A 15,084-nucleotide genomic window follows, 5' to 3' on the forward strand; every position below is an offset into this window, starting at 1 on the left:
ATGTAAGGGCGCCAATAGTGCTCCAGTTTCTCCTTCCGATTCCCCCCGTTTTTCTTAACGCCGAGAGTGTCATAGCGATGAAAAAACAAACGATTGTAATGGTAACCACTAATGGGTTAACTTCAGATTTGAATATTGGTGTAATAAGGTGTGCTTGTGTCAATGCCTGGTTCAAACTTAAAAGAAAGGCCCCGCTAATGGTTGCAACTCGTAATTTGGAAAGCCCTTTTTTTCGCACCAGGAACAGGGATGCGCCGGCTATGAAATAAGGTGCGTATTCCGAAATGAAATATATAGATAGTCGCCCTTCTCCAAAAAATAACGATTTTGCTGTGTATATAAGCCACGCAAGCATGAAGTATTCCGCGTACTTTGCTTGTTTAAATAATAATATTATTGCTACTAATACATAAAATCGTATCTCTACAAATATTGACCAGTAAGCGCCGTCAATGGAGGGTTGTTGAAAAAAACCGCTGATCATGGTCATGTTGAGTAAGTATTGAGGAATGCTTGCGGTGAATCTTGGATCGTCTGCGAATGTAATAACCAAAAATGTAATTGTGCAGCAAGCCCAAAAAGCTGGGTATAGACGAATAATCCTTGATCGAATAAATGACGTTAGCGATGCATTTGTGGCAGTCATAAGAATTACAAAACCGCTGATCATAAAAAAGAACTGGACGCCAAGATATCCATATTTTGCAACTGGTATAAGCCACGGATAAGACATCACAGATAGATCGTCAAACGCATGCCCGCGGAACGCGTAATGATAAAAAATCACTGCCATCGCCGCGACGAAACGAAATAGATCTATTTCATTTATGCGGTCTTTGGTCATATTTTCCGCCAATTTTCTTTCCTTTATTGGTAGCACGGTTGTTCGCACTGATCGCATATGTTACTGCGAGTTTCAGATGAAAGCGACAGTAGGGTGAGCTAGTGACGTCCCCTCAATGACGGTTTGCCTCGGCTACAGCGCAAGCCCAGCCGCACCAGCGCATCTGAAGGGTTTCGCGCATAAATTGCTGTAAAGTTCCTTTATTGCCGCGTCAAGACCGAACTGATTTCGGTAAATGCTTTCAGCACATCGACTATGTTCGGCACGCTGATCGTTTGTACTGGGACAATCAGTTTCATCAACTACACAGCGGAATTGAGGGTTTAAACACGAGCTGGGTTCTTGATGCCGTCCTTTCAAGGTGGCAGGCGGTGGCCCGACCTTTATGGGCCATGAACCCCCGATGGCGATTTTTGGGCTGCGGATGCTTTTGCGACTTGCTTGGGCTTGATGTTCCTGGCCAGCGCCAACAGGCGCTCTGCAAAAGTTTCTGTGGTGGTTTGAAGTGATAGGTACTTCGAGGGTAATGCGATTTGAATGCCCTCATAACCGTTCTGCACTTGCACGGCTAGATGGAAGGTCGAAATTTCCCAGCTTTCAGGCTCCATCTCGCGATGAGCCTGCTCGACCCTTCGTTGAGGGTGGCCATATTGTTACAGGCCGACACCGCCGAGGAGAATTCCAGGACGGCCTCCCGGGGAGAGCCGAAGCTTTCGATTTCATTGTTCAGCACCGACTCCCGCCGTTGGAACATCCCTTCGATATTCCATAGACGACGGTATAAACAGGCGACCTGCTTGGCGCTGATGGTCTCGGGTAAATTGCCCCAGAACTACATCATAGAGTCGACCGATTCGGTAGGTGTTTGCAGAGTTAGTTCAAACCCTACCCGAACCGCTCCATGGCCGGTGAGAGTCGTGGGGCTGCCGTTGGCATCGAAGTGCTGGCTATGGATATGCCAAGACTACAACGCTTCCCGCGTGATCACGAAGCTTTCCTAAGGTTGGAAGATTCGCTGCTCGAAGGCTGGAGTCAGCCGGAGCGTGCAGGCTACAAAGGGCTGTATGGCTTGCACATTGCCAAGGCTGATTGGGAAAAATAACAGCGTGTTGTGGCGAGGGGCTTCGGGGCCGATACGCGATCCAACGGGAGCACGCTCCCTCGCCACAGTTATTTTTCAGCGGTCCTGCGCATCCTTGGCGTCCGCTTGCGCGTTGCGCTCAGCGACGCGTTTACGTTGCTCATCGGTCAGTTCGACCTTGTTGGCGGTGTCACGCAACATCATCAAACCGCCAACGATCGAGCCGATTGCAACGACCAGAATCAACCAGGCATACCAGGGCATAGGGCTCTCCTTGAGGGCAGGCCGATTGGCGGGTTTCGCCAATCGATCGTGCATACCACTTTGAGTGATTCAGCTTCGCACTGGTTCCATTCTATGCCTGATATGCCAGCAGCACCGCGACTGTTTAAAGCCCGGTCAACATCGCGTCCGCCGGTGCATCGGCGCGCAATTGCGCGGTCAGCATGAAGTACACGAAACCCACCGCCATGAAGCCGAGGAAAATCAAACCGATCAGCGTATTGAACCAGGCCATCGCCACCAGGCACACCACGGCCAGTAACAGCGCAATGAACGGCACCAGCGGGTAGCACGGCGCGCGGAACGTGCGCTCCAGGTTCGGCTCGGTTTTACGCAGTTTGAACAGGCTGAGCATGCTCATGATGTACATCACGATCGCGCCAAATACCGCCATGGTGATCATCGCGGCGGTCAGCGTCATGCCGCCGAGGTTGATCAAACCGTCGCTGTAGATTGCCGCGATGCCGATCACACCGCCGGCGATGATTGCCCGGTGTGGCGTCTGGAACCGTGAGAGTTTGGCCAGCGACGCCGGCAGGTAACCGGCACGGGCGAGGGCGAAGAACTGCCGCGAGTAGCCGAGGATGATCCCGTGGAAACTCGCCACCAGGCCGAACAGGCCGATCCACACCAGCATGTGCAACCAGCCGGAGCTTTCGCCGACCACGGTTTTCATCGCTTGCGGCAGCGGGTCGTTGATGTTCGACAGGGTGCGCCAGTCGCCGACGCCGCCGGCAAAGAACATCACGCCCATGGCCAACAACACCAGGGTCAAAATGCCGCTGATGTACGCCTTGGGAATCGTGCGTTTCGGGTCCTTGGCTTCTTCGGCGGCCATGGCCGCGCCTTCGATGGCGAGGAAAAACCAGATGGCAAATGGAATCGCCGCGAACATCCCGGCAATCGCCGGTGCGCCGAACACATCGGAACCGGCCCAGCCATTCAGCGCGAAGTTGCTGAAACTGAACGCCGGCGCAACAACGCCCATGAACACCAGCAATTCAGCCACCGCGAGTACACAGACCACCAGCTCGAAGGTGGCCGCCAGTTTCACGCCGAGGATGTTCAGGCCCATGAACACGATGTAGGCGCCGACCGCTGCGTGTTTCGGATCAAGTGCCGGGAACTGCACGTTCAAGTACGCGCCAATGGCCAGTGCAATGGCGGGTGGGGCGAAGACGAATTCGATCAGCGTCGCCAGCCCGGCGATCAGTCCGCCTTTCTCGCCAAAGGCGCGGCGGCTGTAGGCGAAGGGACCGCCTGCGTGGGGAATGGCAGTGGTCAGTTCGGTGAAACTGAAGATGAAGCAGGTGTACATGGTGGCGACCATAAAGGACGTCACCAGAAAACCGAGTGTGCCCGCCACGCCCCAGCCGTAACTCCAGCCGAAATACTCACCGGAAATCACCAGCCCGACCGCGATGCCCCACAGGTGCAGCGTGCCCAGCGTGGGTTTGAGTTGTGTGTTCATGCGTTTGCTCCCTGAACGGTTTGGAAAGCTCGGGGAGGGCGTGTGCAGCGGGCGTGCCAGTGTGGTGATGGTAGTCGCAAACCGTAAAAAGGTGTCGTATCGGGGATGTTAGCTGCTGATTGGCGGGGATGTTGGCACCAGTTGGGGGCGTTGATGCATTGGGATGACGTATAAAAGTCGATCAAAACCCTTTAAATTATGGGGGTGTTCGAAATCGCCGAAAACGACCCGTTTTTGCGGCTCTTCTAATCCGAATGAATATTGGTCCAAAGGGTTGCGTCTTGGGGGAGTAGGCAAGGTCCGATTCCTCCTTTGTTGGCTACCGCGGAATGGTGATCGTGCGAATGGTTACCTCAATCTCCCCTCGCTGATTAGCCCAAACTCGCCCCCATGGGCTCGCTCGAGAGAGAAACAGTAGTTACAATGCTTGCCATTTTTTGCATACGGCAAAGTCATCTCAGGTATAACCAATGAAATTTTATGGAATTGTAGGCGCCGGAGGATTCGGCCGTGAAGTAGCCCCACTGGCTTCCGAGCTACTTGGAATGATCTCCGAGGGGCCATTCAAGGTGGTTTTTGTGGATGACAACCCGAAAGAATCCACAATGAACGGATACGATATAATGGATACCGCGTCATTTCTAAATATGGATTGCGAGAAATATTTCAACATAACTATTGCTAATAGCAGGGTAAGGCAGTCGTTAGCGGAAAAGCTAATGGCCGCTGGAATCCATCCATTTCCTATTTCTGCTGAAAACTCTATAAAACTTAGCAATAATGACATTGGGGTGGGGGGCATTTTTTGCCCATTTACAACAGTTACATCAAATACAAAAATAGGAAAATTTTTTCACGCAAACTTGTATTCTTATGTTGCGCACGATTGCGTAATTGGTGATTACGTTACTTTTGCGCCAAACGTTCAATGCAATGGCGGCGTGGTTATTGAGGATCACGCCTACATTGGTACTGGGGCGATGATTAAGCAGGGCACCGCTGACAGGCCAATCATTATTGGGGAGGGTGCCATTGTCGGCATGGGGGCAGTAGTTACCAAGAGCGTACCTCCATTTACTACCGTTTTTGGTAACCCTGCAAAAGCATTGAGATCTGCTGCGTCGAACACGTAAACCTACGAACCTATAAATTGTGTGGTGCCGAATTGAATATTTTTAGCAAGCCGAGCATTGTTGCTGTTATCGGGACAGGAACTATGGGCAGAGGAATAATTCAGATCCTCGCACAGTCCGAGCATGTCTCAGTAATATACTGGAGGGGACGTAGTGAGAATGGAGCAGCCGATGCATTACTGGGATTGAAAACACAGTGGGATAGGCTTGCTGCGAAAGGTCGGCTCACCCAAGAAGCCGCAAAAAAATACTCAGACAAAATTGTATGCTGCAATGAATATCATGAGCTTTCTGATGCCGACTGTTTTATCGAAGCGGTTGCGGAAAATATAAGTTCAAAGAAAGAAATATTTCATAATGTAGCTAGAATTGCAAAGCCGGGCGCCATCCTTGCGTCCAACACATCTTCTCTATCTATTACTGAACTGTCTAGTGTTTCACAATATCCAGGCCAAGTAGTAGGTTTACACTTTTTCAACCCTGCACCGGTAATGCGACTGGTTGAAGTGGTTGTCGGAATCGCCACACATCAGAGCACCATTGATTGGGCAGTAGATTTCGCAAAAAAACTCGGCAAAGACCCTGTTGTGGTAAATGAAGCGCCAGGCTTCATCGTTAACCGAATGCTAATTCCAATGATCAATGAAGCAATCGGGATTTTAGCGGAAGGCGTTGCCAGCGCCGAAGAGATAGACAAGGCAATGCGGTTTGGCGCGAACCATCCAATAGGTCCTCTCGCCCTAGCCGACCTGATTGGTAATGACGTTAACCTTTCGATCATGGAAACACTCCATGATGAAACCGGCGATCCCAAATACCGAGCTCATCCACTTCTTAGAAAAATGGTCAGGGGAAATAGGCTGGGACGGAAAACTGGATGCGGTTTTTTTGATTACTAATTTTTGCAGCTTGGTTCTTCTCATTGCAGTTGATACTTTTCTGGTATATGCCTGACACGCCGCCAGCGCAATTAGTCCTTGGTCGCCTTCACCGGTGATGTCGGCAATTTGTTGAGCATGCGCTGGGTCAAGTTGGCGCACGCTCCTCCATGAGTCACGCCAGCGGATTCGGCACCGGCTGGCACAAAGTAGCCACGGGCCGGATCTTCACGAAAAGCACTGACAACCGCTGATCAGAAGTGGCTAGGCTGTCATGCAGGCGAGCCTGGTCTTTTTGTGCATTGGTCAACAGTTGGTTTAGTCGCTGAGGCCGTTGCTTAAGCACCCGGCGCTTGTCCTGATCTGCACGGACTAGGGCGGCGGCCGCGTTATTCGTGGTGGCGAGGGCATCACCGCGCAGCCGGGTCTGCTCGGTGAATTACTGACCCTAGCGTCGTAATAGTGGAGTTTGCTAAATCAGTTATGGCGCGGGTTCCAGAAGTGACTTGACCAAAAACTTGGACTGTATGTGCCTTAACGGATTTACGGCATAAAAGCCTTTGATGTCATCTTGCCGGGCGAGCTGAACTGGTCAAGTAGTTGTGGACACCGGGTAAGGTTTCACGCCGCCAGTTTCTCCCTAGCGACTGGCGACCGGTAGCCGTTGTAGCTGTGGGGCCTGGCGTTGTTGTATCGCATCACATAATGTTGCACATCCTCGCGGGCCTCGAGCGGTAGCCAGCTTCGGGCGCCCGCTCTGATTTCAGGCTGCCAAAGAAACGCTCCACCGGGGCCAGCACTCGCCTTTGCGACTCATGCTTTGCACAAGACCATGCTCGCGCATCCCATTCCTAAATTTGTCGCTGGCGTATTGGCAGCCTTGATCCGAATGAAACAGCACCTCTTTGGCCGACCTCTCAACTCGACCGCCATTCGCAAAGCTGCGCAGGTCGGCGTGGCATCGGAAATCATTGAAAACGACCAGCCCACGATCCGGCGAGCAAACAAATCCAGCACCGCCGCGAGATACAGCCAGCGCTTGCCGACCTTGATGCCTGTCACTTCGACACACCGAACCTGATTAATCGCCTTGACATCAAACTCGCGCTTGAGCACATCCGGCGCGGCTAACACTTCCACGCCGGAAGACTTGTAGTTGTGTCACCTGCGCTGATGACTGGCGACACCGGCCTCGCGCATCAAGCTGCGAGCCATATGCCGCCCGATACGATACCCCTTTGCTTGCAGCTCCTTGGAAAGGGTGCGAGCCCCCGCAGAGGCTCTGGATTCCTCGTGATGTTCGACCAGCCGGCTTTAAGTTTCTCCCGCTCAGGTTTCACCTTGCCTTGGCGCTGACGCCAGGCGTAAAAGCTGCTCCGGTTGACTCCAAACGCCCGACACCCATTGTTAGCGCCGTACTGCTCGTCCAACTCGTTGATCAACGAGAATGATCTTTGGAGTCCTAAAGCAGGAGAGTACTGGCATTTTTTAGGATTTCAATTTCCAGGTCTTTTTGTCTGAGCAAAGCTTTGAGCTGCTGAATCTCTCGCTGATCGGCGGTAATCGCCTTGGCCCCCTACGGGATTGAACCCAAGTGCTCTTGGCGAACTTGATCGACCCAACGGCGCAAGACGGTCGGGCCAATATCCAGACTGGCACAGACTTCGGGAACTGACTGGCCTTCGTCCAGCACCGAGCTGGTGGCCTTGAGCTTGAACTCACTCGAGTAAGATTTACGCATAGCCAAACACCTCAGATTTGGGCGCCATCATAGCGCCCGATTGAAGTGTCCAAAATCATTTGGCTAGTTCAAGGTCACGGTCTGTACTGCGCTAACAGTCAGAATCGAGCCTTGCCCCTCCTTCAAGTCCTACCATGCAAGCGAGCCTGCTCGCGATGGGGCCCCGCTGTAACAAAGCCATAAACCCACTCTTTACGCTTTCTTTATGCACAGCCAACACCCTCGACCTCGCTCCTTTACAGCCTTCCTTCCGACAATGGCTCCACACGCGGCAATACGCCGTAACACGGAGAACTTCCATGAGCGTTCTGGACGGGGTGTCACTGCTATTGGCAGTGGGGCTGTTCATTTATCTGTTGGTTGCGCTGTTGCGCGCGGACCGGAACTAGGAGCGGCTATGCACAGTTATGACTATTGGCTGGTCCTCGCGTTTTTCGCGGTGGTATTGGTCCCGGCACCGTTTCTTGGGCGGTTCTACTACAAGGTCATGGAGGGGCAGCGCACCTGGCTGACACCGATCCTGGGACCGGTGGAGCGTGGTTGTTATCGGGTGGCCGGCGTTGATCCGCAGGCCGAACAGAGCTGGCAGAAATACACCCTGGCCTTGCTCGCCTTCAACCTTGCGGGCTTCTTGCTGTTGTTCGCGATCCTGTTGTTCCAGGATCACTTGCCGCTCAACCCGCAAAACCTGCCGGGTCAGGAGTGGACGCTGGCGTTCAACACCGCCGTCAGTTTCATGACCAACACCAACTGGCAGGCCTACAGCGGCGAAGCCTCGCTGAGCTACCTGAGTCAGATGGCCGGCCTTACCGTGCAGAACTTCGTCAGCGCCGCCACCGGCCTCGCTGTGCTGGTTGCGCTGTGCCGCGGTATCGGTCGCAAATCGACCAAGACCCTTGGCAACTTCTGGGTCGACATGACCCGCGCCACCCTCTACGGCTTGTTGCCGCTGTGCCTGCTGCTGGCGCTGTATCTGGTCTGGCAGGGCGTGCCACAAACCTTCGCGCAGTACGTGAATGCCGTGACGATGCAAGGCGTCGATCAGGTGATCCCGCTCGGCCCGGCCGCCAGCCAGATTGCGATCAAGCAACTGGGCACCAACGGCGGTGGCTTCTTCGGCGTCAACTCGGCGCACCCGTTCGAGAACCCGACGGCGTGGAGCAACTTGTTCGAAGTTTCCTCGATCATCCTGATCCCCGCCGCCCTGGTGTTCACCTTCGGCCATTACGTGAAGGACCTGCGTCAGAGCCGCGCAATCATCGCCTGCATGCTGGCGTTGTTCCTGATCGGCGGCGCCACCTCGTTGTGGGCGGAAAACCAACCGAACCCTGGCCTGAACAACGTCGCCGTCGAACAGACTGCGCCGCTGGAAGGCAAGGAAGCGCGCTTTGGCACCACCGCCACCGTGCTGTGGTCGGTGACCACTACCGCAGCGTCCAACGGTTCGGTCAACGGCATGCATGACAGCCTCAACCCGCTGAGCGGCATGGTCGCGCTGGTCAACATGATGGTCGGCGAAGTGATCTTCGGCGGCGTCGGCGCCGGGCTCTACGGCATGTTGCTTAACGTGCTGATCGCGGTGTTCCTCGCCGGCCTGATGATCGGTCGTACACCGGAATACCTCGGCAAGAAACTGCAGGCCAAGGAAGTGCAATTGCTGGTGGTGACCTTGCTGGTGATGCCGGTCGGCGTGCTGGTGCTCAGTGCGATTGCCGCCAGCCTGCCAGGTCCGGTGGCCTCGGTAACCAACCCCGGTGCCCACGGTTTCAGCCAGTTGCTTTATGCCTATACGTCGGCCGGCGCGAACAATGGTTCGGCGTTCGGCGGTTTCGGCGCCAACACACCGTTTCACAACCTGATGCTCGGTTTTGGCATGTTGATCGGTCGCTTCGGTTACATCCTCCCGGTACTGGCCCTGGCCGGCAGCCTGGCGATGAAGAAAACCGCACCGATTGGCCAGAACAGCTTCCCGACGCATGGCCCGCTGTTCGTGACATTGCTGACCGTGACCATTTTGCTGGTGGGTGGTTTGACCTTCTTGCCGACGCTGGCGCTGGGTCCAATCGCTGAACACTTGAGCATGGGCTTCTGAGGATCTGATGATGAATTTGCCCGCAACTAAACCCGTCGCCGTGAAGGCGCCGGAGCAACCGAAAACCGCGATCTCGGCCCTGTGGCGCCCGGCGCTGGTGCAAGCCTTCGTCAAGCTCGATCCGCGGCAATTGCAGCGTGCGCCGGTGATGCTGGTGGTCGAACTGACCGCCGTGCTGACCACCGTGTTGTGCTTCATTCCCGACAGCGCCGTGCCGACCTTTGTCGCTGCACAAATCGCACTGTGGCTGTGGTTCACCGTGCTCTTCGCCAACTTCGCCGAAGCTCTGGCCGAAGGCCGCGGCAAGGCCCGCGCCGACAGCCTCAAGGCCGGCAGCGAAGGTTTGAGTGCGCGCCGCAAAACCAGCAATGGCGCCTTTCAAGTGGTGCCGGCGACCAGCCTGCGCAAGGGCGATGTGGTGCGCGTCGAAGCCGGGGAAATGATTCCCGGTGACGGCGAAGTCATCGAAGGCATCGCGGCAGTTAACGAGGCGGCGATTACCGGTGAATCCGCACCGGTGATCCGCGAATCCGGCGGCGACCGTTCGGCCGTCACCGGCAACACTCGCCTGGTCTCCGACTGGCTGCTGGTGCGCATCACCGCCAACCCTGGCGAGTCGACACTGGACCGCATGATCGCGCTGGTCGAAGGCGCCAAACGCCAGAAAACCCCGAACGAAGTGGCGCTCGACATCCTGCTGATCGGCCTCACGCTGATCTTCCTGCTGGTGGTCGTCACCCTGCAACCGTTCGCCCACTTCGCCAACGGCAGCCTGCCGCTGGTGTTCCTGGTGGCGTTACTGGTCACGCTGATTCCGACCACCATCGGCGGTTTGCTCTCGGCCATCGGTATCGCCGGGATGGACCGTCTGGTGCGCCTGAACGTGATCGCCAAATCCGGCCGCGCCGTGGAAGCGGCGGGGGACGTGCATGTCCTGCTGCTGGACAAGACCGGCACCATCACCTTTGGTAACCGTCGTTGCACCGCGGTGTATACCGCACCGGGGGTGAACGCCAAGGAGCTGGCCGAGGGCGCGCTGTTCGCTTCGCTGGCCGATGACACGGCGGAAGGTAAATCCATCGTCGAGTACCTGCGGGGCCTGCATCCGCAGCCTGAGCCAAGCACCGAGCTCTTGACCGCCGTACCGTTCAGCGCTGAAACCCGTCTGTCCGGCGTTGACTATCAGGGCCGCGTGTATCGCAAAGGCGCAGTGGATTCGCTGTTGGCGTTCGTCGGCCTGAAACGCGCCGATCTCGCACCTGCTCTGTCCCGTGAAATCGACAAGATTGCCCAGAGCGGCGGCACGCCATTGCTGGTCTGCGTCGACGGTAAATTGCTCGGTGCGATCCACCTCAAGGACGTGGTCAAACCCGGCATCCGCGAACGTTTTGCCGAGCTGCGCAAACTGGGGATTCGCACCGTCATGGTGACCGGCGACAACCCGCTGACCGCAGCAGCGATTGCGGCCGAAGCGGGTGTGGACGACGTGCTGGCCGAAGCCACGCCGGAGAAAAAACTGGCGCGTATTCGTCATGAGCAGAATGACGGTCGTCTGGTCGCCATGTGCGGCGACGGCGCCAACGACGCCCCGGCCCTGGCCCAGGCGGACGTCGGTATGGCGATGAACGATGGCACGCAAGCGGCGCGCGAAGCGGCGAACATGGTCGACCTCGACAGCGACCCGACCAAGCTGCTGGACGTGGTGCAGATCGGCAAGGAATTGCTGGTGACCCGCGGTGCGCTGACGACCTTTTCCATTGCCAACGACGTGGCCAAATACTTCGCGATTCTGCCGGCGCTGTTTGCCTCGATCTACCCGCAATTGGGCGTGCTCAACGTCATGCACTTGACCAGCCCGCAGAGCGCGATTCTGTCGGCGATTGTGTTCAACGCCTTGATCATTGTGGTGCTGATTCCACTGGCGTTGCGCGGCGTGCGGGTGCAGGCGGCGAGTGCGGCGGCGTTGCTGCGTCGCAATCTGCTGATCTATGGGCTGGGCGGGATTCTGGTGCCGTTTGTGGGCATCAAGGCGATCGACATGCTGTTGACGGCGTTGCATCTGGTTTAACCCTGGCGAGCGCTGCGCGCTCGATCGCCGGCAAGCCGGCTCCTACGGTGTACGCGAGTGTCACGAACGTCTCCGCCCCGTAGGAGCAAGCTTGCTCGCGATGAACACACCACGGTCCACCTGACCAAACGCAGTTTTTCACCGAATTCGAGGATTTTGAAATGTCCACAATGATACGTCCGGCCCTGAGCCTGCTGGTCCTGATGACGCTGATCACCGGCGTCGCTTACCCGTTAGTGGTCACCGGTGTCGCGCAGGTCGCGTTTCCGGATCAGGCCAATGGCAGCCTTGTGCGCGACGCCGACGGCAAAGTCCGCGGCTCCTCGCTGATTGCCCAGGATTTCACCGGTGACGCGTGGTTCCATCCACGGCCATCTGCCGGCGCTTTCGCCACGGTGTCGAGTGGCGCCAGCAACCTCTCGCCAAGCAACCCGGCACTGGCCACTCGGGTGATCGACGATGCCAACAAACTGTTGGTGCCGGGTCAGGGACCGGTACCGTTGGCGCTGTTGACCACTTCGGGCAGCGGGCTTGATCCACACTTGCCACCGGCGGCAATTGCCTATCAACTGGCGCGAGTTGCGGCGGCGCGGAATCTGCCGGTGGCGACGCTCCAGAACCTGTTGGATGCGCACATCGAGCAGCCGTTGGTGGGACCGCCGGTGGTGAATGTGTTGGCGCTGAATATGGCGTTGGAAAAACTGTAGATCGGTGGTGGCGTCAATCGCTGGCAGGCTAGCTCCCACAGGTGAGTGCTGACTTCTTGTGGGCGCTAGCCTGCTAGCGATGGCGGCAGAACAATCCACCCCATCAACCTCTGAAAAAAAGAGATATAAAAGCATGAGTGACTCCGGCCGCGCCGACGCGCTGTTAGCAGACCTGCCCCGCGATGGCCGTGGCCGGCTCAAGGTTTTCCTCGGCGCCGCGCCCGGTGTCGGCAAGACCTTCGCCATGCTGCAAGCCGCCCATACCCAACAGCGCCAGGGCGTGAAACTCATCGCCGGCGTGGTCGAAACCCATGGCCGTGCCGAAACCGAAGCGCTGCTCGGCGGCTTGCCGCAGCAACCCCTGGTGCGCTCGGAATACCGTGGCGTGACCCTCGAAGAAATGGACCTCGACGGCTTGCTCGCCGCCAAGCCGAAACTGGTGCTGGTGGACGAACTGGCCCACACCAATGCACCGGGCAGTCGTCACGCCAAACGCTGGCAAGACATCCAGGAACTGCTCGCCGCCGGCATCGACGTGTACACCACGGTCAACGTTCAGCACCTGGAGAGCCTCAATGATCAGGTGCGCGGTATCACCGGCGTGCAGGTCCGCGAAACCCTGCCGGACTGGGTGCTGCAAGAAGCCTATGAACTGCTGCTGATCGACTTGCCCCCACGCGAGCTGCTTGAGCGTTTGCGTGACGGCAAAGTCTATGTGCCGGAACAGGCGCGGGCGGCCATCGATGCGTACTTCTCCCAGACCAACCTCACCGCCCTGCGTGAGCTGGCGATGCAAACCGCTGCAGCTCAGGTCGATAACGACCTGACCCAGGGGTATCGTCAGCTCGGCCAGGCCGCACCGACGGTGCGCGGCCGTTTGCTGGTCGGCGTCGATGGTGATGCCCAGGCCGAGCGTCTGGTGCGTCACGCCAGCCGCGTCGCTCAGCGCAGGCATCTGCCATGGAGTCTGGTGCATGTGGATACCGGCAGCGTGCGTGATGAGCAATCACGCCTGCGTTTGCAAAGTGCCCAGCAACTGGCCGAACGCCTCGGCGGTGAAGTGGTATTGCTGCGGGCCGGTGAGGTGGCGAAAACCCTGATTCAGCACGCCACTGAACGACGCGCCAGCCTGGTCCTGGTCGGCCGGTCCCGACAGCGATTGCGCCGTCGGCTGTTCGGTGGCGGCTTGGCCGAGCGTTTGTTGCGCCATGCGCGCGGGCTGGAAATCAACGTCATCGACAACGATCACGAACAGGACCCACCAAGACAACGCCCCGCACAGTCGCTGGTGTGGTTCGACTATGCGCTGGCGCTGGTCGCGACCGTGCTCGCCAGTGCCCTGGCCTGGGCGGTGGCGAGTGTCTTGCCGCTGCCCAATATTTCACTGGTGTTCCTCGCCGCCGTGTTGCTGGTGGCGGTGCGCAGCAGCCTCGGCCCCGCGCTGGCCTGTGCCGCGCTGTCCTTCCTGACTTACGATTTCCTGTTCATTCCACCGAATTTTTCCTTCAGCATCCAGCGCGAAGAAGACGTGTTGACCTTGCTGTTCTTCCTGCTGATGGCCGCGCTCACTGGCAACCTCGCGGCGCGTCAGCGGCGGCAATTGCAGGCCTTGCGCGACACCCAGGAAGAAACCACCGAACTGCTCGACCTCTCGCGCAAACTGACGGCTGCCACTGACCGTCAGGCCGTGGTCAATGCCGCCGCTCATCACCTCGAGGGCTGGAGCGATCTGCAATTGTGCCTGCTCAATCGCGATGGCCAGAGCGGCTGGAAAGTCGAAACCGGTGGCCCGCTGGAGCTTTCCGAAGCCGAACGCGCCGCCGCCGATTGGGCCTGGCAACACGATCAACCCGCGGGCGCGGGCACCGGCACGTTGCCGTTCGGACGTTGGTGGTGGTGGCCGCTGTCGGTGGAAGACGGGCCGCTGGCGCTGCTCGGCGTCTGTGCCAAAGAAGGGCAGACCTTGAGCGGTCAGCGTCGACGGTTACTGACCGCGCTGAGTCAGCCGCTGGCCCAGGCGCTGGCGCGTGCGCAGTTGGCTGAAGACCTGGAAGCGGCGCGGCTGCACGGCGAAACCGAGCAACTGCGCAGTGCCTTATTGGCCTCGGTGTCCCACGATTTGCGTACACCGCTGACCTCCATGCGCGGCAGCATCGACAGCCTGTTGGCGCTCGGCGAAGCCATCCCGCTGGAGGATCGCCGGGAACTGCTCGAAGGCACCCGCGATGAAGCCGAACGCCTCGATCGCTATATTCAAAACCTGCTGGACATGACCCGTCTCGGCCACGGCGCGTTGAAGCTGGCGCGGGACTGGGTGTCGCCGGCCGACATCGTGGGCAGCTCGCTCAATCGCCTGCGCGCGGTGCTGGCGCCATTGCAGGTCAGCACTGACGTACCTGCGGAGCTGCCGCTGCTCTACGTTCACGCCGCGCTGATCGAACAGGCGCTGGTCAACGTGCTGGAAAACGCTGCACGGTTTTCACCGGTGCATGGGCGTTTGCAATTGCGCGCCGGCGCGGATGAAAACGAGCTGTTCTTCTCGGTCAGCGATGAAGGCCCGGGGATTCCGGAGGAGGAGCGGGCGAAGATTTTCGACATGTTCTACACCGCCGCGCGGGGGGATCGTGGCGGGCAGGGCACGGGGCTGGGACTGGCGATCTGTCAGGGCATGGTCGGTGCACACGGCGGGCGAATCAGCGTCGGCGAGGGTATCGAAGGGCGTGGCACTTGCATCACCCTTCATTTGCCGTTGCAGGAGCAGCCTGCGTTTGAAAGTGAGCGCTGACA

Annotated in this window: 14 protein-coding genes; 8 read left to right on the forward strand and 6 right to left on the reverse strand. The window is 57.7% G+C overall.

Annotated features, from left to right (window positions below):
* The coding region (locus F8N43_RS00005) for an acyltransferase family protein (RefSeq protein WP_191630096.1) at positions 1-844 on the reverse strand (844 nt) is incomplete at its 3' end.
* A 901-nt stretch (positions 845-1,745) separates the two neighbouring features.
* Here F8N43_RS00005 and F8N43_RS00010 point away from each other — a divergent pair.
* Entirely contained in the window at positions 1,746-1,946 is a 201-nt protein-coding gene (locus tag F8N43_RS00010; protein WP_150653024.1) for a hypothetical protein, read from the forward strand.
* 75 nt (positions 1,947-2,021) lie between these two features.
* Here the strand turns inward: F8N43_RS00010 and F8N43_RS00015 are convergent, their stop codons facing one another.
* Together F8N43_RS00015 and eat are read right to left on the reverse strand one after the other, a co-directional pair.
* Positions 2,022-2,189: a DUF2897 family protein gene (locus tag F8N43_RS00015; RefSeq protein ID WP_017337332.1), complete on the reverse strand. Its 168-nt coding sequence runs from the start codon at positions 2,187-2,189 to the stop codon at positions 2,022-2,024.
* 124 nt (positions 2,190-2,313) lie between these two features.
* Entirely contained in the window at positions 2,314-3,678 is a 1,365-nt protein-coding gene (eat, locus tag F8N43_RS00020) for an ethanolamine permease (protein WP_150630114.1), read from the reverse strand.
* A 470-nt stretch (positions 3,679-4,148) separates the two neighbouring features.
* Here eat and F8N43_RS00025 point away from each other — a divergent pair, with 470 nt between their 5' ends.
* Both F8N43_RS00025 and F8N43_RS00030 read left to right on the forward strand, forming a co-directional pair.
* Positions 4,149-4,811: an acetyltransferase gene (locus F8N43_RS00025; protein ID WP_150653025.1), complete on the forward strand. Its 663-nt coding sequence runs from the start codon at positions 4,149-4,151 to the stop codon at positions 4,809-4,811.
* A gap of 32 nt (positions 4,812-4,843) precedes the next feature.
* Entirely contained in the window at positions 4,844-5,710 is an 867-nt protein-coding gene (locus F8N43_RS00030; protein WP_224787773.1) for a 3-hydroxyacyl-CoA dehydrogenase family protein, read from the forward strand.
* A 792-nt stretch (positions 5,711-6,502) separates the two neighbouring features.
* On the opposite strand, the gene F8N43_RS29395 is transcribed toward F8N43_RS00030, so the two are convergent.
* The 3 genes from F8N43_RS29395 to F8N43_RS29400 form a co-directional block, all read right to left on the reverse strand.
* Positions 6,503-6,829: a DDE-type integrase/transposase/recombinase gene (locus F8N43_RS29395; protein WP_224787774.1), complete on the reverse strand. Its 327-nt coding sequence runs from the start codon at positions 6,827-6,829 to the stop codon at positions 6,503-6,505.
* Between the two features lie 21 nt (positions 6,830-6,850).
* Positions 6,851-6,997, reverse strand: coding sequence for an IS3 family transposase (locus F8N43_RS29785; RefSeq protein ID WP_412072588.1), 147 nt, complete (start codon positions 6,995-6,997; stop codon positions 6,851-6,853).
* A 268-nt stretch (positions 6,998-7,265) separates the two neighbouring features.
* Positions 7,266-7,430, reverse strand: a complete 165-nt coding sequence (locus F8N43_RS29400) for a transposase (protein WP_224787775.1) — start codon at positions 7,428-7,430, stop codon at positions 7,266-7,268.
* 299 nt (positions 7,431-7,729) lie between these two features.
* Between F8N43_RS29400 and kdpF the strand changes: the two genes are divergently transcribed.
* The 5 genes from kdpF (at position 7,730) to F8N43_RS00060 (ending at position 15,082) form a co-directional block, all read left to right on the forward strand.
* On the forward strand, positions 7,730-7,819 hold the full coding sequence (kdpF, locus tag F8N43_RS00040) for a K(+)-transporting ATPase subunit F (RefSeq protein ID WP_007899818.1): 90 nt from the start codon (positions 7,730-7,732) through the stop codon (positions 7,817-7,819).
* 8 nt (positions 7,820-7,827) lie between these two features.
* Positions 7,828-9,522 (forward strand): potassium-transporting ATPase subunit KdpA, encoded by a 1,695-nt coding sequence (gene kdpA, locus F8N43_RS00045; protein WP_150630113.1) that lies wholly within the window; start codon positions 7,828-7,830, stop codon positions 9,520-9,522.
* 10 nt (positions 9,523-9,532) lie between these two features.
* Positions 9,533-11,590 (forward strand): potassium-transporting ATPase subunit KdpB, encoded by a 2,058-nt coding sequence (gene kdpB / locus F8N43_RS00050; RefSeq protein WP_150637818.1) that lies wholly within the window; start codon positions 9,533-9,535, stop codon positions 11,588-11,590.
* Between the two features lie 161 nt (positions 11,591-11,751).
* Positions 11,752-12,297: a potassium-transporting ATPase subunit KdpC gene (gene kdpC / locus F8N43_RS00055; RefSeq protein WP_150630111.1), complete on the forward strand. Its 546-nt coding sequence runs from the start codon at positions 11,752-11,754 to the stop codon at positions 12,295-12,297.
* Between the two features lie 133 nt (positions 12,298-12,430).
* Complete coding sequence (locus F8N43_RS00060; RefSeq protein WP_150653026.1) at positions 12,431-15,082, forward strand: sensor histidine kinase; 2,652 nt, start codon at positions 12,431-12,433, stop codon at positions 15,080-15,082.
* The last annotated feature ends 2 nt before the right edge of the window (positions 15,083-15,084 follow it).

This window comes from Pseudomonas fluorescens (assembly GCF_902498065.1).
In the GTDB taxonomy this organism is placed as follows: Bacteria; Pseudomonadota; Gammaproteobacteria; order Pseudomonadales; family Pseudomonadaceae; genus Aquipseudomonas; species Aquipseudomonas fluorescens_BJ.

Coding starts and splice junctions, on each gene's coding strand:
- F8N43_RS29400 (WP_224787775.1), bottom strand. CDS start 7,430: ATGCGTAAATCTTACTCGAGTGAGTTCAAGCTCAAGGCCACCAGCTCG.
- kdpB (WP_150637818.1), top strand. CDS start 9,533: ATGAATTTGCCCGCAACTAAACCCGTCGCCGTGAAGGCGCCGGAGCAA.
- F8N43_RS00015 (WP_017337332.1), bottom strand. CDS start 2,189: ATGCCCTGGTATGCCTGGTTGATTCTGGTCGTTGCAATCGGCTCGATC.
- eat (WP_150630114.1), bottom strand. CDS start 3,678: ATGAACACACAACTCAAACCCACGCTGGGCACGCTGCACCTGTGGGGC.
- kdpC (WP_150630111.1), top strand. CDS start 11,752: ATGTCCACAATGATACGTCCGGCCCTGAGCCTGCTGGTCCTGATGACG.
- kdpF (WP_007899818.1), top strand. CDS start 7,730: ATGAGCGTTCTGGACGGGGTGTCACTGCTATTGGCAGTGGGGCTGTTC.
- kdpA (WP_150630113.1), top strand. CDS start 7,828: ATGCACAGTTATGACTATTGGCTGGTCCTCGCGTTTTTCGCGGTGGTA.
- F8N43_RS00060 (WP_150653026.1), top strand. CDS start 12,431: ATGAGTGACTCCGGCCGCGCCGACGCGCTGTTAGCAGACCTGCCCCGC.
- F8N43_RS00025 (WP_150653025.1), top strand. CDS start 4,149: ATGAAATTTTATGGAATTGTAGGCGCCGGAGGATTCGGCCGTGAAGTA.
- F8N43_RS00010 (WP_150653024.1), top strand. CDS start 1,746: ATGGCCGGTGAGAGTCGTGGGGCTGCCGTTGGCATCGAAGTGCTGGCT.